The following is a 23,648-nucleotide window of genomic DNA, read 5'->3' as shown; positions in this document are numbered from 1 at the left end:
AATGGATCTGCAACTCCAAGGCAAGCATGTCTTGATTACCGGTGGTTCCGGCGGCATTGGCTTTGCGTGTGCGGAGGAATTCTATAAGGAAGGCTGCGTCATTTCGCTTGTGGGTCGTGATCAACTGCAACTTGAAACTGCACAGGCGACTCTCGATCCGGAAGGCAAGCGTGTGAAGGCGTTCCTCGCCGAACTTGCCGATGCGGCACAGGCATTGAAGGTGATCAACGACGCAGAGGCGGCGAACGGCCCGGTCGATATCCTTGTCAACGCTGCGGGCGCCGCACGGCAGAAGCCGTTCGCGGAATTGCAGCCGCAGGATTGGCGCGATGCGATGGATGCCAAGTTCTTTACCTACATCAACATGATGGACCCCTTGATCAAGCGCATGGGGTCACGGGGCAGCGGTGCGATCGTGAACATTGTGGGGATGGGGGGCAAGATGCCCATCACCACGCATTTGGTGGGCGGCTCTGCGAATGCTGCACTGATGTTGGCGACCGCCGGACTCGCCATGGCGTACGGCCCGCAAGGGGTTCGTGTCAATGCCATCAACCCGACCAAAACCGCCACCGCCCGTCTGGCCCACGGAGTGGAGGCCGAGGCCAAGCAGAGCAACATTTCAGTTGACGAGGCCTTGTCGAAGGCGAAGGAAGCGCTGCCACTAGGCAGGCTGGCGACCCCACAAGACGTAGCCAATGCCGTGGTGTTCCTGGCCTCGCCGCGTGCGGGCTACATCTCGGGCGCCATCGTTTCGATGGACGGCGGCGCGCGGCCAATGATCGTTTAAGGCGAGTCTTTCGCCATCACCCCAGAGGCGCTCGGCAATCGACAGATTCGGAAGGCGCCTCAAATAACGATTAACTACGGAGGAGAGGATGAATAAGAAGCTGGTGGCATTGGCTGCAACTTGCATGGCAAGCCTGCCATGCGTGGCAAATGCCGCAGATGTGCAGTTATATGGTCTGATTGATACCACCATCCGGTTCAGTACCAACGAGAATGCTGCCGGGGACAACAAAGTCCAGATGACCGACGGGGCGCTGACCGGAAGTCGCTGGGGCTTGCGTGGCACGGAGGATCTCGGTGGCAACCTGAAGGCCTGGTACATCCTTGAATCGGGCTTTGCACCGGATACGGGGACCAGTCTTCAAGGTGGCCGCCTGTTTGGACGGATGTCCGTCCTCGGCCTCGATGGCGACTTCGGGAAGGTGGCCTTTGGTCGCCAATTTACCCTTGCCCACGAAATGATCGGGTCATACGATGCCATGGGAATTCCCAACAATGGCATCGTCGGTTACCAGGCGGCGTATACCGGGGTTCGCTATGACAACACGGTCAAGTACATCAAGTCGTTTGGTGGCTTGCAGTTGGCAGCAGCCTATACGTTTGGTGAAGTGCCGGGAAGCTTCTCCACCAACAATGCTGCAGGGGGGAGTGTTGCTTACAGCTCCGGGCCTTTTGAGGTGGGCGCAGTTTATCAGGTCTCGCATAATGTTTCGTCGGCCTACTTTGGCTTGCCGAGCAGCCAGGCCAGCAAGCAAACGGTGTGGGCGGCAGGTGGCAAGTACAAGGTCGGTCGCGGCCAGTACTTCCTCGGCTACACCAACAACCGTCTTGACGTCGCGGACTACAGAAATGATTCTGCCTATGTAGGTGCGAAGTATGAGCTTGCTCCATCGCTTGTCTTGATCGGCCAGTTCTATTATGACTGGCTCAAGCACGCTGGTACCGGTGGCAAGCGCCTCACCACAGCAGCCATGCTGGACTACAACTTCAGCAAGCGGACCGATGCGTACATCGAAGTCGACTATACCAATCTGAAGGGCGGCTGGATCGCGCTGAACAGCATGCCCACCTTCACAAACAGCGGCAACACCTTTGGAAACAGCACGCGGCTGGGCGTGATGCTGGGGTTGCGTCATAAGTTCTAATGGTGTTCGAGCGCCAGTAGCGGTCCATAAGTCTCGCTTCAGTGAGACCGGCTGGCAAGTAGGCGTTCCTGCGGCACACCCCCTCGGGATGTGCCGTTGGGAATCGCGGATGGCTTTACTTCCGCGTTTGGGGGCGAGGACACTTCGCGCCTTGGATTGGTCGACCGCTTACACGTGCCTCTGCCGCTTCGCGATATCAGCACCTGGGGCTAACTGTAGCGCTGATCGGAGCCCGGATTTCGCTCCTGTTGCCGACCCAGCTCAGTGGATCGGCAATGCGACAGAGCAAACGCTATGGGTACAGCGGAAAAGGAGCATGCGTCATTTTGCTAAAGCGCTGCAATGGTGCCTACTTGTAGTCGGTTCTTCGATGCTTGCCATAGCGCTGGAGCATTGGATGTCCACGGCCGGCGTCTTGGTTGCGGCAATGTTGAGCGCGATGTGCGTTGGCTTGTCCGGCGGCCGGCTAATAGTGCCACCCAGGTTTGTATTGATAGCACAAGCGATCACTGCCGTCGCGATCGCGAGTACGATTGACACGCGAGGTCTGGTGAAAGCCGCGACCGATGGATGGGTGTTCGTGGCTGTACTGTTGACGGTCGCGATCCCTGTCGTCGTCGGCTGGGTAATCGTACGCTTTGGCTCTCTCCCTGGAACCACGGGGGCGTGGGGCAGTTTGCCGGGGGCTGCCTCTGTCATGGGGCCGTTGGGTATGGACCACGGCGCCGACGGCATTCTTGTGTCGCTCATGCAATACCTTCGTGTGGTACTTGTGGTGGCGACCGGACCGGTCATCGCCCATGCGCTGGACGGGGCCAGACCAGCCGTGATTGCGACTTCAGCGGCGAGCCATGCGACTGCGCCATCGCTGACAGGGAGCGTTTTCTTGGCGATCGCCGTAAGCTTGCTGGGATGCTGGGTCGGTAAGAAATGTCGGATTCTCGCCGGTGCATTCCTAGTGCCACTTCTGCTGGGCACCGTATGCACCGGCGGTTTTTCCCTTGCCTTGCACGTGCCGACGCTGCTTCTGGCGGGCTGCTTTACGATCCTGGGCTGGGCGATCGGATTGCAATTCCGGCGCGAGTTGGCCATGTCCATGTTTCGCTCGCTTCCCGAAATGCTCCTTGCGATTCTCGCAATGCTGATTCTTTGCGGATGCTGCGCATGGCTGCTGTCGGGCATCGCTTCCATCAGCTTCCTTACTGCATACCTCGCCACGACACCCGGCGGCCTGGATTCTGTTGTCGCCATTGCGATGGGGACCAGCGCCGATATGAATTTTGTAGTCGCCGCCCAAACGCTGCGATTGTTGACAGTGGTGTCGATCGGCCCTTTGCTGGCCAAGATGCTGGCGAGGACCAAGGAAGCGGCGAACGCTTAGTTGGGAGACTAAAGTGGAGAACACCCTTGAAAGCATCCCGTGGGCGCGCAAGTTGAAGCTGCGGCACCTTGAGGTCTTCCTGGCGGTGCATCAATCTGGGGGACTCACTGCAGCCGCCGCCCAGCTTCACATGACTCAACCGGCGTTGTCGCACTGGCTGTCCGACGTCGAGGCGGTCATTGGCCGTCCGCTGTTCTTGCGCAACCGTCGCCTCGCCTTGACGGCTGAGGGCGAAGTGCTGCGCCGGCACGCGGAGAGAATGCTTGGGGACGTCTACCGTACGGACGCGGAACTGAAGGCCGTCCAAAGTGGTTTGCAAGGACGGCTGAACGTTGGCAGCGGCCTGCCGCGGGTTCTGCTACCGAAAGCAATCGCCCGCTTACAGGAAAGTCGGCCCGGAATATTCGTTTCCGTCGTAGAGGCACCTTTTGCTGCATTGATCGACATGCTCGGCAATCGGTCGATCGATGTCATCATCGGCGCGCTGGGCTCGCAAGCGCTCACAACTGGCTATGCCTGCGAAGCGTTGATACCCGATAGCATACAGGTGGTGGCCCGGGCGGGACATCCGTGTCTTCAGAAAGTGTCCTGTAGCTGGGAAGATATCATCAGCTTCCCATGGATTCTTCCTCCGCGCGGGGCCGAGATGCGGACGATCTTCGACGCCGCGTTTGCCGCACAGCGTGTGGCGCCGCCACTGCCATGCGTAGAAGCGGGTTCATCGATTCGCGCACAGCTTCTGATGGGGGAACGAAACTACTTGTCGATTCTCCTGGCCTCGGAAGTGCTTTTGTACAGCCCCCTCGGACTTCAGAATGTGTCGCTCACTCCGGGCATATCTTTTCCCGATATCGGGGCTATCTGGGACGGCGAGCGAGCCAGTCCCCTTGTGTCGCATCTTCTGGAGGCGCTGCGAGCAGAGTCGCAGCCAGGTCTGGACGTAGCGTAAGCGGTGGATGATCCGAGCGCTTGCGCCGGGGATCCCCATCAAGCCAAGCCCCGCTGCCACAGACGTCACGGGTCATGCAAATTTGCTTATGCGTGCATCCGATCTCTTCATTTCCGTTCGTCTAGCTTGACTTTCATAATACCTCGCACGCCCGGACAGCAGGGCGGATGACTACGCTGACTCGCTTGTCGTCGACCTCGCATCCCTCGGATACGTAAGCAGCCGCTCCCCGGATCAGCCGTAGTCTGCCAATAAAACGCCGCCACCCGGCGGCGGATTTGTCAGGAGACAGAAGTGAGACAAAGTAGTTCCAAGCGGACCTTAGGGGCAGCTTCAATCGGAAACTTCGGTGAAATCTACGACTTCGCGGTATTCGGATTTTCGGTCCCGTTCATTGCAGCACATTTCTTTCCGAGCAGTGATCCGAAGGCCGGCCTGCTGAGCACCTTTGCCGTGTATGCGGTGGCGTTTGTGGCAAGACCGGTGGGTGGGTTGTTGTTTGGTTATATGTCAGACCGGGTCGGCCGGGTCAAAGTCCTCGCCATTACTATCTGGCTGATGGCCCTGGGTACGGCCGTCATCGGTATGCTACCGACCTACGCAAGTATTGGATTGGCTGCGCCGGTGTTGCTGGTCGTGTGCCGGCTATGTCAAGGCCTGGCGATGGGGGGCGAGACCACGGGTAGCACCAGCTTCGTTTTGGAATCCGCGCCGAAACAAAACCGAGGGCGATGGGTGGGAGTGATCTTTGCGTTCGCGACACTCCCTAATGCGGTGGTAGCAGTCATGCTGCTTGGACTGCAACTGTCTGTTGGCAAGGAAACCTACCTGGACTGGGCCTGGAGGGTTCCGTTCCTGATTGGCGGACTCATTGGTGTCGTTGGCTATTGGCTGCGACGCAATCTGGATGATCCGGAAGAGTACAAGGCGGCACGGAAGTCAGAATTTCAGAATCCCTTGCGTGCAGTAACCAAATCAGGTTTCAAGTCCATGCTGTATGTGGCGATGATTCAGCCGGTACAGACGGTGTCTGCGTATCTGCTGATTGGCTTCATGTACACCTTCCTGGTAAAGCAGGCGGGCGTGGATTCCCGGGTGGCACTGTTCTCCAACGCACTTGCCATTTTTGTCTACGCGATTTTCATTCCGATTGGCGGTCATCTGAGCGATCGCTATGGAAGAAAGACTGTCCTGTCGTTTGGCGCGCTATGGATTGCCGTCTTCGCATACTTCTCCATCCGGATGGCATCGGTCGGGACGCTGCCAGAACTTTTCATCGGCCAGATTCTGATCGCGATCGGCGCTGGCATTTATTCCGGTCCTTGCTTTGCCGCCGCGCCAGAATTCTTTCCGACGTCGTTCAGGGCTACTGGCCATGCGATCGCCTATCAAACCGTTGTCGCGGCCCTGGGTGGCACGACGCCGCTGATCTCGGCGTGGCTCGTCAACGCGTCCGGCTCCCCGCTCGCACCCGGTTGGTACGTGACGTTCATGGCGGTCCTGTGCTTCATTCTTGTTCGCTTTGTACCGGAAACCAAGGATGTTGACCTGAGTACGTCGGTAGATGCATCGGCAGCGAAGTCAGTCACCATCAAAGCGGGCGCGGCGATCGCGCGTCGATAAGCAAAAGAGCAACTTAGCAGGAGAGGCGGTCATCGCCATGGAAATCTACGACTACATCATCATTGGTGCCGGATCGGCCGGGTGCGTGCTGGCCCGAGCGCTCACCGATAACCCCGAGAACAAAGTCTTGTTGCTGGAAGTGGGTCCGCATTCAGACCGATTCTGGGTGGATACCCCTGCCGGGATGGCGAAGCTCTACTTCGATAAGGAGCTGAACTGGAATTACTTCACCGAACCGATGCCGGCACTGCGCGGCCGAAAGATGTACTGGCCGCGTGGCAAGGGGTTGGGCGGATCGAGTTCGATCAATGGGATGATCTATATCCGCGGACATCGGAGCGACTTCGACAACTGGAGGGCGCTTGGCAACCCCGGCTGGGGTTACGACGATGTCCTGCCATACTTCAAAGCCATCGAACACAACGAGCGCGGTGCGGACGAATATCGCGGGGTGGGTGGTCCCTTATGGATCAGTGATCCTGCGGTAAAGATGTCCAGCTCGTTCGATTTCATCGAATCGGCGCATCGCATGGGAATTCCTCGCACGGAGGATCTCAATGGTGTCCTGCATGATGGCGTTGGCTTTATGCAGCACACCATTCGCGACGGCAAGCGGCAGTCCGCCTATGTCGCGTTCGTGAAGCCGGTTCTCGATCGTCCCAACCTCACGGTACGTACCGGATGTCTGGTGGAGCGCATTCTGTTTCAAAACAAGCAAGCCACGGGCGTCGAGGTGTCGGCGAACGGGGAGAAGAAGACCATCCTGGCCGCCCGGGAAGTCATCCTCTCGGCCGGCTCTTTGAATTCTCCTCAGGTGTTGATGCTGTCCGGGATCGGTCCCCATGAGGAACTGCAACGACACGGGATCAGGCAAGTCCACGATCTGCCCGGCGTCGGCCAAAGTCTGCAGGACCACTTCTACGTACACACCGCTTGGCGCTCCACTGAGTCGAGCTCCTATAACCGGAACATCCGCGGCTTATGGAAGTATCTTGAAGGCGCGCGCTATTTGGCCACCCACGGCGGCTACCTCGCGCTTGGAACATCACAGGTCGCGGCGTTTGTGAAGAGCAGGCCTGACGTGGAGTACGCCGATCTTCAGATCAGCTTCCGTCCCATGACCTTCACATATCACTCCACTGGGCAGGTGGAGGTCGATTCTGAGCCTGGTATGGGTGTGTCGGTATTCATCTTGCGCCCTCGAACGACCGGAGCCGTTACCCTTCGTTCTGCGAATCCCGCCGACACACCCAAGCTCACTCCCAATTTCCTGACGGATGAAGACGATGTCCGTGCGATGATGAGTGGCCTCAGGCAAATCCGGAAGATCATGACCACAGAGCCGATTGCCTCGCACGTCATCAGCGAGCACATCCCGGGGCCGCACGTCCAAACCGATACGCAATTGCTCGACTTCATGGCTGAAACCGGGAACACCGCCGCCCACCAGACAAGTACCTGCAGGATGGGTCGCGATCCATTGGCAGTGGTCGATGAACGCCTCCGGGTCCGGGGAGTAGAGCGATTGCGCGTCGTTGACGCCTCCATCATGCCGCACGTTACCTCCGGCAACACCAATGCCCCTTCGTTGATGATTGGTGCAAAGGGTGCCGACATGATCAGCCAGGACGCAGTGCCGCGTCGCCGTATTCATGCGTGACTAGCACTTCGCGATAGTCGCCGCGGTGGTCGACGGCGGTGGCGACCACCGCGCCATAATGAGGAAAGGAAATGTCTGAACAAGAGAATCAGCCCTTGGTGGTGAACAGTTCTGCATACCCCAAGATCGGTCTGTTCATTGATGGAAGGTGGATCTACGACCGAGCGCCTTGCGCGAATGTCATCAATCCGAGCACGGAAGAGGTTCTGGGGACCGTGCCAAAGGCGACTGACGACGATCTGTCGCGCGCCTTGAGTTCCACAGCGCGCGGATTTTTGGCTTGGCGCGACACACCCGCGCAAGAGCGTGTTCGGGTGATTCAACGGGCGGTGAAATTGCTGCGTGATCGGACGAGCGCCATCGCCCGGGTGCTGACTCTCGAGCACGGCAAGCATGTTGAGGATGCAATTGCGGAGATTGAGCGGTGCGGCAATTTCTTTGAATGGGACGCAGGGCAGTCGCTTCGTGCCTTCGGAACCATTGTTCCCGGTGAGCCGCAAATGCAAAAGTTTGTGATACGGCAACCGATCGGTCCCGTGGTCGCTATTACACCGTGGAACGTGCCGATGAGCGCGGCAGCCCGCAAGACCAGTGCGGCGCTCGCCGCGGGGTGTTCCGTCATTCTCAAAGCGGCCGAGGAAACACCTGGCACGGCCTGCGAGCTGGTCAGATGCTTCGAGGAGGCAGGACTGCCGTCGGGCGTTCTCAACCTTGTATTCGGCGATCCGGAACATGTTTCGTCGACCCTGATCGCGTCACCGATTACACGGCTGGTCACCTTCACCGGCTCGGTGCGGGTCGGAAAGCACTTGATGCAGCTTGCTGCGCAAGCCATGAAGCCAGTACTGATGGAATTGGGCGGGCACGCACCGGTGCTGATCGCTGATGGGGTAAACGCGGTCGAGATTGGCAAGCTCGCCGCAATGGCAAAAGTGCGCGCGTCGGGGCAGATTTGCGCCTCGGTCTCGCGATTCATTGTCCATCGCAATTCCTATGATGATTTCGTCGGCTCCTGTGCGGATACCTTGAATGGGCTGAGGGTCGGAGACGGATTTGCACCGGGCGTGCAGATGGGGCCGGTTGCGAACGCTCGCAGACTCGCCGCCGCGCAATCCATGGTCCAGGACGCTAAACAGCGAGGCGCGCGCATTGCGGCCGGCGGCTACCGAATCGGAGAGCGCGGCTACTTCTTCGCGCCCACGCTCTTGGCAGATGTGCCGCTGGACGCAGAGGCCATGACGCTGGAGCCGTTCGGTCCCGTGGCAGCTTGCGTTTCGGTCCCGGATCTCGATCAGGCGCTCTCTATCGCGAATGACATGTCGGTGGGGCTTGCCGCGTACGCCTTCACAAACTCGCTGGAGGATGCTGAACGCATTTCCCGAGGGCTGGAGTGTGGGGTGCTGGCAATCAACCACTTTGGTACCCCAGATGCGGATACGCCGTTCGGCGGTGTCAAGGACAGCGGAATCGGTCGCGAGGGCGGTCCATCGAGTCTTGACGCATACCTGGTCACAAAGACGATCCTGCAATCTACCGCAAGAGTCTGAACCTTAACGATGGTGGCGACATATGTCGCCACCGCTACTCACCGCAGCCCGTGACGGCGACTTCAGTCGCCTTGTGCGGGTTCGCATGATCAGCGGGGAAAGCTATGCACACCTCAATTCACCTCAGCTATGTTCTTGGGGCGCTGCCTTTTGAAGAACGATTTGTCGCGGCAAGACAGCTTGGCTTTAGTGCCGTGGAGTATCCGTTTCCCTATGAAATGCCGGCATCAGAGTATGCCAGGCTGCTCTCCGATAACGGCCTACGGCAAATCTCTATCGGGGCGCCAGCCTGTGATTACAAAGGGGGAGAGCCCGGCTTCTCGCTGACGCCCAGTAAGAAGTCCGAGTTCGACCGCTCGATCGATACTGTCATCGAGTATGCCAAGATTATCGAGTGCTCCCAGGTACACGTGTTCGCCGGACCCAAGGCGGCAGACGTTTCCGAGGCGGTAGCTTTCGATACCTACTGCGATCGTGTCGCGCAGGCACATGACCGGCTTCAGGCGGAGGGCCTGACCGTCGTGATCGAGGCGGTAAATGCGAGGGATTTCAAAGGGTACTTCATCGATCATCTTGGGCTCGTGCTCCGCGCGATCGCTCAGATCAACCGACCTGCGGTGAAGATCATCTTGGATGTCTATCACGCCCACGTAAACGGCGAGGATCCAATCGATTTCCTCGCAAAGCATGCGGATAAGGTCGCCCATATACAGCTTGCCGACTATCCCGGAAGGCACGAGCCCGGCACGGCTATGATTGATTTTCCCCTTCTTTTCAGGGCCTTGCGACAGCTCGATTACACCGGCTCCATCGGCCTGGAGTATGTGCCGACCAGATCGATTCTGGATGGTGTGCCGCTGGCCCGCGAGTTGGATCTAAACCCACACTAACAGCATTTTTTTCAGATATGAGTGAAAGTAGGACCATAGAGCGGGATCTGTGTCAGGTACTGGCAGACTTTGCCGCCAACACTCCCTATGAAAGACTGCCGCGAGAGGCAATCGAGGGTGCAAAGCGCAGTACACTAGACACGCTAGGCGTGATCCTGGCTGCGAGCGGGATGGAACCGGCGTCTCGCATCGCTGTGGAACTGGCGAAGGACTGTGGAGGAAAGCCCGAAAGCACAATATTGGGTTTCGGAACCAAGGTGTCCGCTGTCATGGCTGCATTTGCGAACGGTGCGATGGCGCACAGTCTGGACTACGACGATCAGACCCCCTGGGGTCAACATGCTGCAAGTTCCTTGTTGCCGGCAATTTTTGCGGTCGCTGAGCGAAGGGGGCGGGTGTCCGGCCAGGATATGATCGCCGCGGTCGCTATCGGCCAGGATATATTCAATCGATTCCGGCAATTTACGGATTGGAAAAAAGACTGGTTCTTTTCCACCGTCATGGGCGTGTTTTCAGCCACCGCTGCAGCGGGCCGTATCCTCAAGCTTTCGTCTGATCAAATCGCTAACGCCTTGGGTATCGCTAGCCTGCAGTCGGGCGGCACGACGGAGATGATCAACGCTACGGGAAGTGACCTGCGGGCCGTGTACGCTGGATTTCCAGCCAAAGGTGCCGTAATGGCGGCGCTGCTGGCCGAGAAAGGCCTAAGCGGCGTCCCCACATTGTTCGAAGGCAAGTATGGCATTCTGTCGTTGTATTTCGGCGGCCGATACAACCGAGAGAAGCTCGTCGCCGGTCTTGGCGAGGACTTTTCTGGCGGGCGGACCCTCTACAAGCGTTGGCCTGCCGTGGGTACAGCGCATAGCCATATCCACGCTACCATCGGCTTGATCAAGGACCACAATCTCAATCTGGCGGAAATCTCGGAAATCCGCGTATTCGTGGGCGATTACCATCAGCTCATGTGCGACCCGCTTGAGAAGCGCCGCGCGCCGTCGACGCTCGTTGACGCGAAGTTTAGTCTACCGTTTCTCGTTGGCGTCGCCGCGGCTCGCCGCGAGATGGGACTGAAGGACTTTACCGACGAGGCTCTGAAGAGCCCCGCTGTGCTGGAGGCGGCAAGGAAGGTTGTGCCGGTCAACGACGCGGCGTTGGACTGGAAACTCGAACTTCCTCCCGGCCGCGTCGAGATCGTTACGAACGATGGTCGCAGGTTCGAAAGAGTGGGTACAGGGGTCCCTGGTAGCGCAGAAGCGCCGATGGGCTGGGACGATATCGTGATGAAGTTTAAAGACTGCGCTTCGTTCTCTGCGGTTCCCCGATCGACCGACCAGACGAAAGCCGTATGCGGCATGGTGCAGCGCCTGGAGTCGTTGGAGGACGCTACCGACGTTCTGCGGGCTCTGGCATGAAGAGGGCGTGCCGGGAAATCCCGGCACGCCAGCATCAGAAGTTGGAGGCGGTCGCACCGAGTATCGCTGGTCGGGGGGACGCCTCGGTAGGTAGGCTGCATTGTCCGGCATTGCGTGGGGGAGCGCGGACTATTTCCTGTTTAACTAGGCCCCGTTGCTATCTGACAGCTTGGGGTGCCGGGCGCCACCACCGGAAGAGATGCGCCGGGCGTTCGATTGCTAGCTGAGGCTTGGATCCCACTTCACGAAAGCGCCTGCAATACCTCGGTCGCGTCATCCGCACGCTCCAATGTCTGCACCATCCTATGCACGGCCTTGATCTGGTCGGCGGACAGGGGTTCGATGGCGACAGAGGCACAATTGGAGATGACCCGTTTTTTTGGACACCCGCTATCTTGAACCGTAGGGGGTACCCATCATGGCCAAGACTCGAGCGCCGTATGCCGCTGCTTTCCGGCAGCAAATGATTGACCTCGTCCATGCCGGCCGGACGCCGGAAGACCTGGCCAAGGAGTTTGAACCCACTGCCCAGACCATCTACAACTGGGTCGCACAGGCTGACCGTGACGCGGGCAAACGTCACGATGGCCTGAGCACTGCCGAGCGCCAGGAACTGACCCATCTTCGTAGAGAGCTTCGGCAGGTCAAGATGGAGCGCGATATATTGGCAAACTGACTTCGCGACCCGTCGCGGCCCGGGCAGAAGAAACACGCGGCGCCTACACTGTCGTGGCACCCGGGCCCGAGGCCGTCAGCTTTTTGGCGATATTCCACCCCGTCGGCAAACATGGTCCAGGGGATCTGCGGACCCGATTTTGGTGGCGCTTCGGTGACCCCGTTTAGGAAAGTGATGCTTGTCCGTGTCCCCGTCCGGGCGCTCAACGCAGGAGGTGACCATGAGCAGGCGATCCAAGGCGGTAGGTCTACCAATTCTCAACGCACGTGCTGCGGCCGTCGATATCGGTGCCCGCTTCCATGTCGTGGCGGTGCCCAGCGAATTGTGTGCCGAGCCAGTGCAGACGTTTCAAGCCTTCACCGGTGACTTGCACCGAATGGCCAACTGGTTGTCCGCGCTGGGGATCACGACGGTGGCAATGGAATCCACCGGCGTGTATTGGATCCCGGTGTATGAGGTGCTGGAGGACGCGGGGCTGGAGGTCATCGTCACCAATGCGCGCGAAGCGCGCGCCGTGCCCGGCCGCAAGAGCGATATCAAGGACGCCCAATGGTTACAGCGCTTGCATGCTTGCGGTCTTCTGCGGGCCAGCTTTCGTCCGGGCCGGGAGATCGCGGCGCTACGCGCGTACCTGCGGCTTAGAGAAAGGCATCTGGATTACGCTGCCGCCCATATCCAGCATATGCAGAAGGCATTGACGTTCATGAATCTGCACCTTCATCACGTCGTCAGCGATGTAACGGGGGCGACCGGGCTGAGGATCGTGCGGGCCATCATCGCCGGCGAGCGTGACACTAAAGTACTGGCACGCATGCGTGATCTCCGATGCAAGGCGACGCACGAGGTGATCGAAGCCGCGTTGCAAGGCAACTATCAGCCCGAACACGTCTTTGCGCTACAGCAGGCACTCGAACTGTATGACTTCTATCAGCGACAGGTCGAGCAATGCGACCGGCAGATCGAGCAAGTACTGACGAGGCTTGCTGCGCAATCCCCTGCGCCCACCGCACCGCTGCCTAAACCACGTCATCGAACCAAACAGCCCAACGCCGTCGATTTCGACACGCGACCACTGCTGCATCAGATCACGGGCACTGATCTGACTCAAATCCATGGCATTGGCCCCTACCTCGCGCTGCGCCTGGTCTCAGAATGCGGCACTGATCTGAGCCGTTGGCCGACTGCTAAGCACTTTACGTCTTGGCTGTCCCTGTCGCCAGGTTGCAAAATCAGTGGCGGCAAGGTCCTGTCTTCGCGAACACGCAGGTCGAGCAATCCCGTCGCCGCCCATCTTCGCTTGGCAGCAGTGACGGTGGGCCGCACCGATACTGCGCTTGGCGCCTTTTATCGGCGCCTTGCGGCCCGCCTCGGCAAGGCAAAGGCGGTGACGGCGACAGCACGGAAGATTGCCGTGCTGTTCTATAACACAATGCGCTACGGGGCCGACTATAAAGATCCCGGTGCCGATTATTACGAGGCGGCTTACCGAGACCGTGTCGTCAAGCAGCTTCAGCGGCGAGCGGCAAACTTCGGGTTCCGCCTCGAAGCCATTGATGGTGTTTCTTAGGAAAGCCGCGTCTTGGTTCGCCCGGGAGGCCGGAACGGTACCCGACAAGGGTTCGAATTCATGAAGGCGAATCAGGCCACCTGGCCCTTGGCGACCATGGCACGGCTGCTCAAGGTCTCGCGCAGCGGTTTCCATGCGTGGAATCAACGCCGTCCATCGGCCCATGCACAGCAGGATAGGGACCTGCTGGCACGAATCCGGGCCATCTACACGCGCTCGCACGGCACCTATGGCATGCCGCGCATTCATGCGACGCTGGCCCGGCAAGGCATACACGTCGGGCGCAAACGCGTGGCACGCCTGATGCGTGAAGCGGGCCTGCGCGGCGTGAGCCGGCGACGCTGGGTAAAGACCACGCGACGAGCACCTGGTGCAAGACCGGCTCCGGATCTGGTCCAGCGCCACTTCCAAGCTGACGTGCCAAACCGTCTGTGGGTCGCCGATGCGACCTGCATTCCGACCGCAGCGGGCTTCTTCTATCTCACAGTGGTGTTGGATGTGTACAGCCGGCGCATTGTTGGTTGGGCCATGGGCAGCCATCTGCGTACCGCGCTGATGTTGCAGGCACTGGATATGGCGCTCGCGCAGCGCCGCCCAGAGGATGTCATTCACCACTCGGATCAAGGCTGCCCAATACACGTCTGTCGCCTTCGGGCGACGTTGCCGGGACGCCGGTGTTCAGCCTTCGATGGGCTCGGTGGGCGATGCCTACGACAACGCCATGTGTGAGTCCTTCTTCGCCACGCTCGAATGCGAGCTGCTGATGCGTTCGCGCTTCGCCACGCACGATCACGCACGCCGGGCACTGTTTACTTGGATCGAGGGCTGGTACAACCCGCATCGCTTGCACAGCGCTCTGGGCTATCGGTCTCCGCAGGAATTTGAAAAGCTGCCCGTCAATGGCAGGAATCCGGCGCTACACCGGGCCTACACTGCCCCATCACAAGGAGAAAACCCATCGACATAAAATTCCAATGCGAATCTGTCCGATGAAACGGGGTAACCCCAATGTTGTACAGGAAGTGAGCACCATTGCTGCTCAGCTCAACCTTATTTCCGTAGGAATGGGGATCGGCCTCGCAGTAATGGGTAAGGGCTTTACCTATCCGAACAACCTTGCCGTCGTGCCGCTTGAAAGCCTTAACTACCCAACCAGTTTTATATTCGGTTGGGTAAAAGGTGAGCGGACGCCCATTCTGGATCGGATGATCGAGATCGTCAGGGAATTGGCGAAGTAGCCTGGACCCTCATCCGGGACAGGAGGGCGCGCGGTGGCTCGATCCGAAGGGCGGGCGTGGCTGGTCGAATGAAATGGGGTGTGACGTGCGCGCCGCGTAAAGGTTGGGCGCCGCTGTCGCACTTGCAGTTAGCCGAGATCGCATATAAAGTTGTCCCATAATAAGGGACTATGTTATACATGAGGTGCCGCTGGAGTAATTTGCTCAGTACCGGCGTGCGCGAGTCTCCCGCACTGCGCTCCTAATCGTCCTTCCATTTGCCGACGTGGCTCCGCAGACGCTCGGGTCACGACCTGATTTTGGCTTCACCCCGCTAAGGCATTGATGATGAACACTTTCCCCTTGTCCGACCATTACGGCAAACCAGGCACTTCCGCTGAATCCATCGAACGCTTTGTGCCGATAGACGGCCGCGCTTGGGTTAAGCGGCCGAATCGGCCGACACAGGTTCTCATGGAGAACTCGAACGATAGACCGGATGTCGCTAAGGTGGCAATTCTCGGCTACAACTGATCGAGTGATCGAGCCGAGGGAATCGCCGTGTTTCGGGGCTTCCAAGTAATACTTAAGTCTGTGGCTCTTCTGCGACATCGATACGGCACAGTTCAGGAGAGTTCCTTCAGCAGTGCATCTCCGTGACGCCAATCCACGGTGTCATAGCCTTCAGTGAACGCGCCATGAACCGCGGCTAGCATCTCGTGCGCGGCATGCCGTTTGTCCTGACGCTGCCATAGCGCGGCCAGGCTAAGGGCGGCTTGCAGTTCGACTGACCTGGATGCTTGTTGGCGCGCTAGTGCAATGGCTCGCACAAGATGGGATTCCGCGTCTTTCTCCGTGACATGCGCAGACCTGCCTTGTGATGGCAAGCGCAGCAGCAGGTCACCCTTGAGGCGAAGCAGCGTTGGCTCGCTGAACCGCTCGCACGTTTCGGCTACCAGGTCAATTGCCTCGGTCAGTACGTCAAGCCCCGCCTGGACTTGTCCAGCGTTAGCATAGGTCTCAGCCAGCAAAGCCAAGAGAGTTGGGCGTCCCAGCGCCGCTCCCGTGGCTTGGTGCGCCGACAGACCCTGGCGAATTTGCACAAGCCCTTCGTCCACGGCGCCTTGGGCTGACAACGCCCAGCCTCTAAGTACCGTGCCCCAGGCGAGATAATGCGGATATCCCTGTTCAGATGAAACACTGACAGCCGCTTCGGCATATTCCATGGTCCGGTACGCTTCACGCCGACATTGGTACAACTGCGCCGCAAAGGCGAGGCCCAGCGCGAGGCTAAATGGATCGGAGCCCTTCCTTGCAAGCGCCAATGCGTCCTGGCTGCAGGCGCGCGACTGGTCGGGCATGCCTAGATACCAAAGAATCCAACTCAAAGCGCTGCGGGTATGAACCGCTGGGTTCCTCATATAGCGCATGAGCTGGTCGTAGTCTTGCTGATCGCTTCGCTGTTGCGTCAGCGCATGTTCCATGTGGATACGTGCCGCCTTGATGTCGCCTAAGCGGAACAAGGTGCTACCAAGAGCGCGATGGGCCTCTGTGAGTTGCTCGGAATTCTTCGTGGCTTTGGCAATGCGAAACAAGCGTACGGCCAGAGATCGTGCGGTCCCATATTGCGCGCGCAATTGATGGAAGGACCAAAGACCCAATTGCGCGGAGAAGAACTCTTGTGTTTTTTCGCCTTGCTGGCACAAGGCAGCGGCACGTCGGTAAGCCGATTCCACTTCCACGGATGCTTGCCCGCGGACCGCCATCCACGCCTGGCCAAGGCTTAGCAGCAGCGAGAGTTCGGCGCGAGAGCGCTGCGAAGCGTCGGGCGCGGACTTGAGCAGCGCAAGCGCGTCTTGCAGATGTTGGATCGCTTGGACGTGGGCTGACCGCTGCAACGCTTGGCGTGCGGCCAGATGCAGGTATTCGACAGCCTTGGCGACTTTTCCGCTTTTGCTGTAATGATGCGCGAGCTCGTTGCAGTATTCCTTCAGCCGGCCGGGGAATAATGCCTCGATCGCCTCGGCCGTACGCTCATGCAGCGCACTCCGTCTTGTCGAAAGCAAGGCTTGGCCCGCAACCTCTTGGGTTAATGCGTGCTTGAATGCATAGTCGACCTCGGGGAACGAGGGGCGTTCGTGAATGAAGTCTCCTTCCTGGAGATCGTGCAAAAGCGAACGCAATACGGCTTCGGACAGGGCAGTGACATGCTGGACCAGACTGAAGGGGAACTCCGTGCCGATGACCGCCAAGGTCTGGAGAAGCTCCTTTTGCGCGTGGGGTAGCCTGTCCATGCGCGCCGACAGCACCCCTTGCACGCTGGTCGGGATATGGAGTGTCAGGGGGGGCTTGTCGACCCAGTAGTGGCCGGGAGCGCCTAACAGGACGTGCTCTTCCGCTAGCGTCTTAACCACCTCTTCGATAAACAACGGGTTGCCATCGGTCTTCGACATGATCAGCGCCTTCAACGGTGCGAGGGAAGGCTGGCTGCCCAGCAGCGCCGCCAGCATGCCTTGCGCCTCCCCGCCACCCAGCGGTTTGAGATCGATCTGGGCATAGCGGGTCGTGCTGCCCCAACTTGGCACGTACTCCGGGCGATAGTTCAAAAGCAGAAGAATTCTGGCATGTGGCACATGCGCCATGAGCATGTTGAGGAAGGCCTCGGTCTCGCGGTCGAGCCATTGCAGGTCTTCGAACAACACCAGCAGGGGCTGCTTCACACTCTCGCGCAAGAACAATTCGACAATTGCCTTTAGGGTACGCTGGCGCCGGATGCCTGGATCCATCCCAGGCAGCGCCGATCCCGCTTCGCTGGTGCCAAGCAGGTACAGGAGATAAGGAAGGTATTCCTCAAGATCGCGGTCCAGGGCCAGAAGGCGGCCGGTGACCCTCTCGCGCGACAGGCGGTCGTCATCCAGCCCTGTCAGGTCGAAATAGTTTCTCAGTAAATCAAACAGTGGCAGATAGGGAAACGCCTTTCCATGCGAAACAGAATAGGTTTCAAGGACCATGCAACCTTGCTGGAAGCGCGCCTTAAACTCGTGGAACAAGCGAGATTTGCCCACACCGGCTTCTCCGGACACGCCGACGATCTGGCCGTGGCCGGCGCGCGTCTTGTCCCACGCGTCATGCAAAGAGTCCATTTCAAGCTGCCGGCCGACGAACCGTACCAAGCCGCGATAGGCCGACACTTGCAACCGCGTGCGCAGGGCGCCGAGCCCCATCACCTCATACACGGTGAGCGGGTTGCGCACTCCCTTCACCTGGATGGTGCCCAAGGACTTGAACTCGAAATATCCTTCCGCCAGTTTTTTTGTGGTCTCGCTGACTAGGATTGTCGACGGTGCGGCCACGCCTTCCATGCGTGACGCGATGTGGATCGTGTGCCCGACTGGATCGTAGTCCGCGCGCAAGTCGTCTCTGCAAATGGGCCGCACCACCACTTCCCCAGTGTGGACGCCGACCCGTATCTGCAACGGGATGCCTTGCTTTGCCCGGATCTTGTCGCTGTGACGGCGCATCGCCTCTTGCATTCGAAGTGCAGCATAGATCGCTCTATGGGGGTGGTCCTCATGGGCGATCGGTGCGCCGAAGAGCGCAAGAATGCCATCGCCAAGCGACTTGGCGACATATCCCTCGTAGTGGTGGACCGCCTCCATCATTAGCGCCACCACCGGATCAATCAGCCCACGGGCATCCTCCGGATCCAAGTCCTGGATGAGCGCCGTCGATGCGGCCATGTCGGAAAAGAGCGCTGTAATGGTCTTGCGCTCACCGGTCATATTGTCCCCGCCTCCCGTCGCCGCTTGTTGCGCACGGATGCGTTCGGCGAGATGCAGCGGGGTGTAAAGGGCTGGGGCAAGGTCTGTACCGGCAGCACTCCACAAGCCGATGCCTACGTGCGGCGTGCCGGCCGCAAATGGCCGACCACATGAGCGGCAAAATCTGGCGGGGGAACCGGGGTCGGCGCGCCGGTGCAGCGAGTCTGCCGGCATGGAGGCCCCGCAGGCCTCGCAAAAGTTGCCGCCCGGAGAATTCTCATATCCGCAGGTTAAGCAGCGCATGTCCCTCTTCCGACCTCGTGCCGGGGCATGTCTCTCCCGGACGCCACATGAATCGTAGGTCATGGCCGGGGCTGCTGCGGCTTCATATGGGCCTCGGGCACCTCCGGGAAGTACGCGGTGGGCGATCATTTCATAAAAATATATCCCGCAATATGAGATAACACTTTTGCTTCGATTTTCTGGTGAGATTGTGCGCGTGCGCCATATCCATCGCCACTTCCTGCCCGCAATTCAGCGAGCGATTACCAGTGGGCACGCGAACCCGCACTTCGCAGTGTTGACCTGGCCTATTCGTGTTGCTAAAGTAGTCGCATAATACGAGAAAAGATTGTTGATCCCGCCGGTGGGAAAGTGCGCTGTTCGGTGGGTCTGACACAAGGAGACAACCTGTGCTGAAACGCTTCGTCGCCGCCCTCGGTGCGGTGTGTCTGTTCGGAGCTGCTTATGCGGCCGATCCGTGGCCACCACGCGCGATTACGCTCGTCGTTGGGTTTGCCGCTGGCGGCAATACCGACCTTGCCGCCCGCATCCTCGCCAACTCGATGAAGGCCTCGTTGCCGATTCCGGTGGTCGTGGAGAACAAGCCTGGTGCAGGGGGCACTGTGGGAGCGGCCCACGTTTCCCGGTCTGCAGCAAATGGCGGGACCCTGCTGGTGGCCTCCCAGTCCGAAACGACCATGCTTAAGTCCAACCGACTCAAGCCTCCCTATGACATCGACCGGGATTTCGTGCCTATCGCTAAGTTGATGGACCAGGACTATGTCCTGGTGGTACCGGCTTCACTGAAGGTGAGCAGTTGGCAGGAGTTTGTCGCGTACGCCAGGGCGCAGGGCTCAATCACCTACGCCACCTCAGGGGTTGGCACCACAGCACACGTGATGTCGGAGCATCTCGCAAAGGAACTTGGGATCAAAGCCGTGCACTTTCCCTATCCGGGAGCGGCCGCCTTTCGCGCCGATCTCGTGGCGGGACGTGTCGATTTCTCCATCGATGTTGTTCCGCTATCTATGCAACTCATTTCCGCCGGAAAACTTCGTCCGATTGCAGTCACGCAAAAGTCGCGAGATCAGCGGCTCCCGAATGTGCCAAGTCTGGTCGAACTCGGCGTATTCGCCGAGCAGTACGCTGGTTGGACCGGGGTGTTCGCGCCCAAAGGAACGCCGCCTGAGATTCAGGCGAGACTCAGAGACCAAGTGGATCAGATGCTGCGGGGCTCAGGCGGACAAGAGATCTCAAACAACGGCTATCGACCCGCCAGCCCGCGCCAGGGCGCCAGTGATTTCGCGCAGTTTGTTGCCAGCGATCAGAGGAAGTGGCAGGCCGCATTTCAACGGGTTGGCATCCAGCCTTCCCCATAAGGAGTGGGACGCGCTCCCGGCTGTTTCAAATGCGCCTATGCGCCACCAATGCTGGCACGGTGCTGGCCTGGCGGGTGAATCCCGGGGCAATGAGGCGGCGCACTTCGGCATTCCGCAGAACCAGGAAACGACTGGCATGGTGCTGGCGCTGAGCGCGTCGGCGTCACGCCATGGATGCTTGGCAAACGCATGTTAAGGACTGTAAGGATACGGAAGAGATGAGTTCAGATCGGGGATCAACAAAGACGCAGGCGGATGTGCGACCAGTGCTCTCGGGCAGTTCCTTGCACGACCATCCACACATTGGCCGGATGCTGATCGGCGGACAGTTTGTCGAGAGTGAGGGCGGCTGGATCGAATGCGTCAATCCCGCAGATGGTCGCACCATTGGCAGGGTTCCGCGAGGCACCGCCAATGATGTTGCCAGGGCCGTGCGCGTGGCAGAAGGTGCGCAGCAGTCCTGGGCGGAGCTTTCGGTTGCCGAGCGTGCTACCTATCTCGTGCGTTTCGCCGATGCCATTGCGGCAAGAGCAAACGACCTGCTCCTGCTTGAAGTGGCAGACTCGGGCAACTCGATTACCGGGATGCACGGCGATGTAGTGAACTGCGCCGAGCGATTGCGCTATTTTGCAGGGTTGGGGTACGAACTGCAGGGCGCCACCATTCCTGGTCGGACCGACCGTTTGAACTATACGGTGCGGGAGCCGTACGGTGTGGTTGGCAGAATCGCGGCCTTCAATCACCCCCTGGCGATGGCGGTCAATGGGCTAGCTGCTCCGTTGATGGCTGGCAACGCCGTCGTGCTCAAGCCCTCGGAGCAGTGCCCGCTGTCGTCAACACTGCTCGGCGAGATTGCGAACGCCGTGTTTCCAGAAGGAATTGTCAACATCGTAACGGGTGATGGCGCGGTCGGAAACGCTCTGGTCCAGCACCCTCGTGTCAAGCGACTGTCATTCGTCGGTTCGGCGCGCACTGGCTTGGCCATTCAACGCGGTGCCGCCGAAGTTGCGGTCAAGTCCATATCGCTGGAACTGGGTGGAAAAAACCCGTTCATTGTCTTCCCCGACGCGCCGCTGGATCGCGTGGCGGATGCAGCGGTCCTCGGCATGAATTTCATCTGGCAAGGGCAGTCCTGCAGCTCTACAAGCCGCTTGTTCGTGCACGATGCGGTGTATGACGAGGTCGTCAGCCGGGTCACGGAAAAGGCTAAGGCAATTCGTTTAGGCGATCCCTTCTCGTGGTCGACGGAGATGGGAGCGATCATCTCACAAGCGCAGCTCGAGAAGGTCGAACAGTATGTCGCGCATGGCCACGCAGAGGGCGCACGTTTGATGACCGGCGGTCACCGTCCTGCAGGGTCATCCTTCGAACGAGGCTTTTGGTATGAGCCGACCGTCTTCGCAGATGTCACGCAGGACATGCGGATTGCTCGCGAAGAGATCTTCGGCCCGGTGCTCTCCATTCTGCGTTGGTCGCAAGTGGACGAAGTCATCGACATGGCGAACTCTGTCGATCTGGGGCTGACGGGAGCGATCTGGACGCAGGACATCGGAACCGCCATGCGGGCGGCCAGACGGCTGCAAACCGGATACATCTGGATCAATGGAGTGGCCTCGAACGCCCGTGCCGTGCCCTTTGGCGGGTACAAGAATAGTGGAGTGGGACGCGAGCGAGGGATTGAGGAACTCTACTCATATACCGAGGAAAAATCGGTGCAAGTCTTCTTCTGAGACTTCCCTCACAGGAATGTTCAGTGGCGCTGCCGATAGGAGAGTTCTGCGTCATCGCAGTGCCACACAACGAGCAGACGGACTGTCGATCACTGCTCGGTGATCCGCAGCATAGCGCCGGACGCCCCATCTGGCAGATCGCCCAGCATGCCAGTGATGGCGCCGCGCCAGGTCGCAAAAACAGGCGCGGCCGATCGCCTTGCCGGGTGGCTCAGAGGCCGGCCGCATACCACTATAGAGTCACGAAGTCATGCAACCATCCAAGGACCTTTGCGATGTATTTGCCAGCCACGTCGCCAGCACCCACTATGAAGGCCTGCCTGCCGAAGCGGCGGACACTGCGAAGAAGAGCCTTCTCGATACTCTGGGTGTCATTCTCGCGGCAAGCGGACTGGAGCCATCGGTGCGCAGCGTGGTGGCGCTCGCACGAGAAAGCGGAGGCAAGCCTGAGAGCCTGCTGCTAGGGTTCGGAGGCCGCCTCCCCGCGGCATCGGCGGCACTGGTCAATGGTGCGTTGGCACATTGTCTGGATTTCGATGACCGGACAACCTGGGGGGGGCATGCGGGAAGCTCCCTTATTCCCGCGGTGCTTGCGCTTGCCGAGCGAAAGGGTGGCATTTCCGGCAAGCGGCTCATTTCGGCGATCGCTGTGGGACAGGACATCTTCGTGCGGCTACGGTGCAATGTGCTGCAGGATCATGAATGGAACGTCTCCACCGTGATGGGGGTGTTTGCCGCGGCCGCGGGCGCTGCACAGGTGCTTGGCTTGAGCGCCGCGCAGACTGCGCATGCGCTTGGCATTGCCAGCATGCAGTCCAGCGGAACCATGCAATTGATCTACGGCGGCAGTCATTTGCGCGGCATGTATGCCGGATTCAGTGCCAAGGCTGCCGTCATTGCTGCGCTGTTGGCGGACAAGGGGCTGACTGGTATTGATGATGCCTTCGAGGGAAGAGGGGGAATTCTTCCGACCTATTTCCGGCAAGACTACGACCGCGAGGGAATGCTCGCAGAGCTCGGAGAGGACTACCTCGGTGCCGATATGCTTTACAAGCCATGGCCAGTCGTCGGCTTGGCTCACACCTATATTCACGCCACCACGGAACTGATGCAGCGGCACAGGCTCGTCGCTGACGACATCGAGCAAATTCAGGTGTTCGTGGCGCAGCGCCAGAAGCAGATGTGCGTGCCGGTGGAACGACGCCGTGCGCCGGAAACTGCCGTGGATGCCAAATTCAGCCTTCCCTTCTGTATTGCTCTTGCCGCCATGCATGGGGAGATCAGGCTCAGCGATTTCACTGCCGAGGCATTACGGGCCGGCGACGTCCGCGCGATGGCAGCGCGCGTAGTCGCGGTCGACGACGAGAGTGCTGAGCGGAAGGCAAAAGTGGCGGTGGGACGGGTACAGATCGTTACGCGAGACGGGCACACGTTCTCGCAACTGGGCCACAAGGTGCCAGGTAGTCCGGAGGCGCCAATGGGTTGGGACTCCCTGGCAGCGAAGTTCCGGGACTGTGCCAATGCCGCGGCGGTTCCGCTCACAGAATCGAAAGTCGACCGGGCGTTGGATCTGATTTCGCGACTTGAGGGGCTCGGGGATGTGGCGGAACTCTCGGAAGCCTTGGGCTGATGCCGCGCAC

At 59.5% G+C, this 23,648-nt stretch carries 16 protein-coding genes and 1 pseudogene; 16 read left to right on the top strand and 1 reads right to left on the bottom strand.

Features of this window, described 5'->3' with window-relative positions; all coding sequences use genetic code 11:
• Position 1: 1 nt before the first annotated feature.
• The 13 genes and pseudogenes from CTP10_RS26205 to CTP10_RS26145 all read left to right on the top strand — a co-directional run bounded on the left by CTP10_RS26205 (position 2) and on the right by CTP10_RS26145 (position 14,877).
• Complete coding sequence (locus tag CTP10_RS26205; protein ID WP_116321856.1) at positions 2 to 790, top strand: SDR family oxidoreductase; 789 nt, start codon at positions 2 to 4, stop codon at positions 788 to 790.
• A gap of 88 nt (positions 791 to 878) precedes the next feature.
• Positions 879 to 1,934, top strand: coding sequence for a porin (locus CTP10_RS26200; protein WP_116321855.1), 1,056 nt, complete (start codon positions 879 to 881; stop codon positions 1,932 to 1,934).
• Positions 1,935 to 2,250: 316 nt separating this feature from the next.
• Positions 2,251 to 3,315 (top strand): AbrB family transcriptional regulator, encoded by a 1,065-nt coding sequence (locus CTP10_RS26195; protein WP_158577707.1) that lies wholly within the window; start codon positions 2,251 to 2,253, stop codon positions 3,313 to 3,315.
• A 13-nt stretch (positions 3,316 to 3,328) separates the two neighbouring features.
• Positions 3,329 to 4,264, top strand: a complete 936-nt coding sequence (locus CTP10_RS26190) for a LysR family transcriptional regulator (protein WP_116321853.1) — start codon at positions 3,329 to 3,331, stop codon at positions 4,262 to 4,264.
• A 294-nt stretch (positions 4,265 to 4,558) separates the two neighbouring features.
• Positions 4,559 to 5,887, top strand: coding sequence for an MFS transporter (locus CTP10_RS26185; protein WP_116321852.1), 1,329 nt, complete (start codon positions 4,559 to 4,561; stop codon positions 5,885 to 5,887).
• Positions 5,888 to 5,924: 37 nt separating this feature from the next.
• Entirely contained in the window at positions 5,925 to 7,547 is a 1,623-nt protein-coding gene (locus CTP10_RS26180) for a GMC family oxidoreductase (RefSeq protein ID WP_116321851.1), read from the top strand.
• A gap of 71 nt (positions 7,548 to 7,618) precedes the next feature.
• Positions 7,619 to 9,094 (top strand): NAD-dependent succinate-semialdehyde dehydrogenase, encoded by a 1,476-nt coding sequence (locus CTP10_RS26175; RefSeq protein ID WP_116321850.1) that lies wholly within the window; start codon positions 7,619 to 7,621, stop codon positions 9,092 to 9,094.
• A gap of 104 nt (positions 9,095 to 9,198) precedes the next feature.
• Positions 9,199 to 9,984, top strand: a complete 786-nt coding sequence (locus CTP10_RS26170; protein ID WP_116321849.1) for a hydroxypyruvate isomerase family protein — start codon at positions 9,199 to 9,201, stop codon at positions 9,982 to 9,984.
• A 17-nt stretch (positions 9,985 to 10,001) separates the two neighbouring features.
• Positions 10,002 to 11,396, top strand: coding sequence for an MmgE/PrpD family protein (locus tag CTP10_RS26165; protein ID WP_116321848.1), 1,395 nt, complete (start codon positions 10,002 to 10,004; stop codon positions 11,394 to 11,396).
• A gap of 418 nt (positions 11,397 to 11,814) precedes the next feature.
• A complete protein-coding gene (locus CTP10_RS26160) occupies positions 11,815 to 12,072 on the top strand; it encodes a transposase (protein ID WP_052279792.1) in 258 nt (85 codons plus the stop codon).
• 220 nt (positions 12,073 to 12,292) lie between these two features.
• A complete protein-coding gene (locus CTP10_RS26155; protein ID WP_116321938.1) occupies positions 12,293 to 13,639 on the top strand; it encodes an IS110 family transposase in 1,347 nt (448 codons plus the stop codon).
• Between the two features lie 12 nt (positions 13,640 to 13,651).
• A pseudogene (locus CTP10_RS26150) lies at positions 13,652 to 14,528 on the top strand (IS3 family transposase); the annotation flags it as partial.
• 100 nt (positions 14,529 to 14,628) lie between these two features.
• Complete coding sequence (locus CTP10_RS26145) at positions 14,629 to 14,877, top strand: hypothetical protein (RefSeq protein ID WP_199414664.1); 249 nt, start codon at positions 14,629 to 14,631, stop codon at positions 14,875 to 14,877.
• A gap of 605 nt (positions 14,878 to 15,482) precedes the next feature.
• On the opposite strand, the gene CTP10_RS26140 is transcribed toward CTP10_RS26145, so the two are convergent.
• Positions 15,483 to 18,920 (bottom strand): adenylate/guanylate cyclase domain-containing protein, encoded by a 3,438-nt coding sequence (locus CTP10_RS26140; RefSeq protein WP_116321845.1) that lies wholly within the window; start codon positions 18,918 to 18,920, stop codon positions 15,483 to 15,485.
• Between the two features lie 389 nt (positions 18,921 to 19,309).
• On the opposite strand from CTP10_RS26140, the gene CTP10_RS26135 reads away from it, so the two are divergent.
• The 3 genes from CTP10_RS26135 (at position 19,310) to CTP10_RS26125 (ending at position 23,638) form a co-directional block, all read left to right on the top strand.
• Complete coding sequence (locus CTP10_RS26135; RefSeq protein ID WP_116321844.1) at positions 19,310 to 20,278, top strand: Bug family tripartite tricarboxylate transporter substrate binding protein; 969 nt, start codon at positions 19,310 to 19,312, stop codon at positions 20,276 to 20,278.
• A gap of 170 nt (positions 20,279 to 20,448) precedes the next feature.
• Positions 20,449 to 22,008, top strand: coding sequence for an aldehyde dehydrogenase family protein (locus CTP10_RS26130; RefSeq protein ID WP_233528278.1), 1,560 nt, complete (start codon positions 20,449 to 20,451; stop codon positions 22,006 to 22,008).
• Between the two features lie 250 nt (positions 22,009 to 22,258).
• The gene (locus CTP10_RS26125; RefSeq protein WP_116321843.1) at positions 22,259 to 23,638 is read left to right on the top strand and encodes an MmgE/PrpD family protein; all 1,380 of its coding nucleotides are present in this window, start codon (positions 22,259 to 22,261) and stop codon (positions 23,636 to 23,638) included.
• Positions 23,639 to 23,648: the final 10 nt, after the last annotated feature.

This window comes from Cupriavidus sp. P-10, assembly GCF_003402535.2.
In the GTDB taxonomy this organism is placed as follows: domain Bacteria; phylum Pseudomonadota; class Gammaproteobacteria; order Burkholderiales; family Burkholderiaceae; genus Cupriavidus.
This window is presented reverse-complemented; position numbering and strand designations above follow the sequence as displayed.

Excerpts from the sequence above, each read along its gene's own strand:
- CTP10_RS26165 (WP_116321848.1), top strand. The coding sequence starts at position 10,002 with ATGAGTGAAAGTAGGACCATAGAGCGGGATCTGTGTCAGGTACTGGCA.
- CTP10_RS26130 (WP_233528278.1), top strand. The coding sequence starts at position 20,449 with ATGGATGCTTGGCAAACGCATGTTAAGGACTGTAAGGATACGGAAGAG.
- CTP10_RS26170 (WP_116321849.1), top strand. The coding sequence starts at position 9,199 with ATGCACACCTCAATTCACCTCAGCTATGTTCTTGGGGCGCTGCCTTTT.
- CTP10_RS26200 (WP_116321855.1), top strand. The coding sequence starts at position 879 with ATGAATAAGAAGCTGGTGGCATTGGCTGCAACTTGCATGGCAAGCCTG.
- CTP10_RS26205 (WP_116321856.1), top strand. The coding sequence starts at position 2 with ATGGATCTGCAACTCCAAGGCAAGCATGTCTTGATTACCGGTGGTTCC.
- CTP10_RS26125 (WP_116321843.1), top strand. The coding sequence starts at position 22,259 with ATGCAACCATCCAAGGACCTTTGCGATGTATTTGCCAGCCACGTCGCC.
- CTP10_RS26155 (WP_116321938.1), top strand. The coding sequence starts at position 12,293 with ATGAGCAGGCGATCCAAGGCGGTAGGTCTACCAATTCTCAACGCACGT.
- CTP10_RS26175 (WP_116321850.1), top strand. The coding sequence starts at position 7,619 with ATGTCTGAACAAGAGAATCAGCCCTTGGTGGTGAACAGTTCTGCATAC.
- CTP10_RS26195 (WP_158577707.1), top strand. The coding sequence starts at position 2,251 with ATGCGTCATTTTGCTAAAGCGCTGCAATGGTGCCTACTTGTAGTCGGT.
- CTP10_RS26160 (WP_052279792.1), top strand. The coding sequence starts at position 11,815 with ATGGCCAAGACTCGAGCGCCGTATGCCGCTGCTTTCCGGCAGCAAATG.
- CTP10_RS26140 (WP_116321845.1), bottom strand. The coding sequence starts at position 18,920 with ATGCGCTGCTTAACCTGCGGATATGAGAATTCTCCGGGCGGCAACTTT.
- CTP10_RS26180 (WP_116321851.1), top strand. The coding sequence starts at position 5,925 with ATGGAAATCTACGACTACATCATCATTGGTGCCGGATCGGCCGGGTGC.
- CTP10_RS26145 (WP_199414664.1), top strand. The coding sequence starts at position 14,629 with ATGAAACGGGGTAACCCCAATGTTGTACAGGAAGTGAGCACCATTGCT.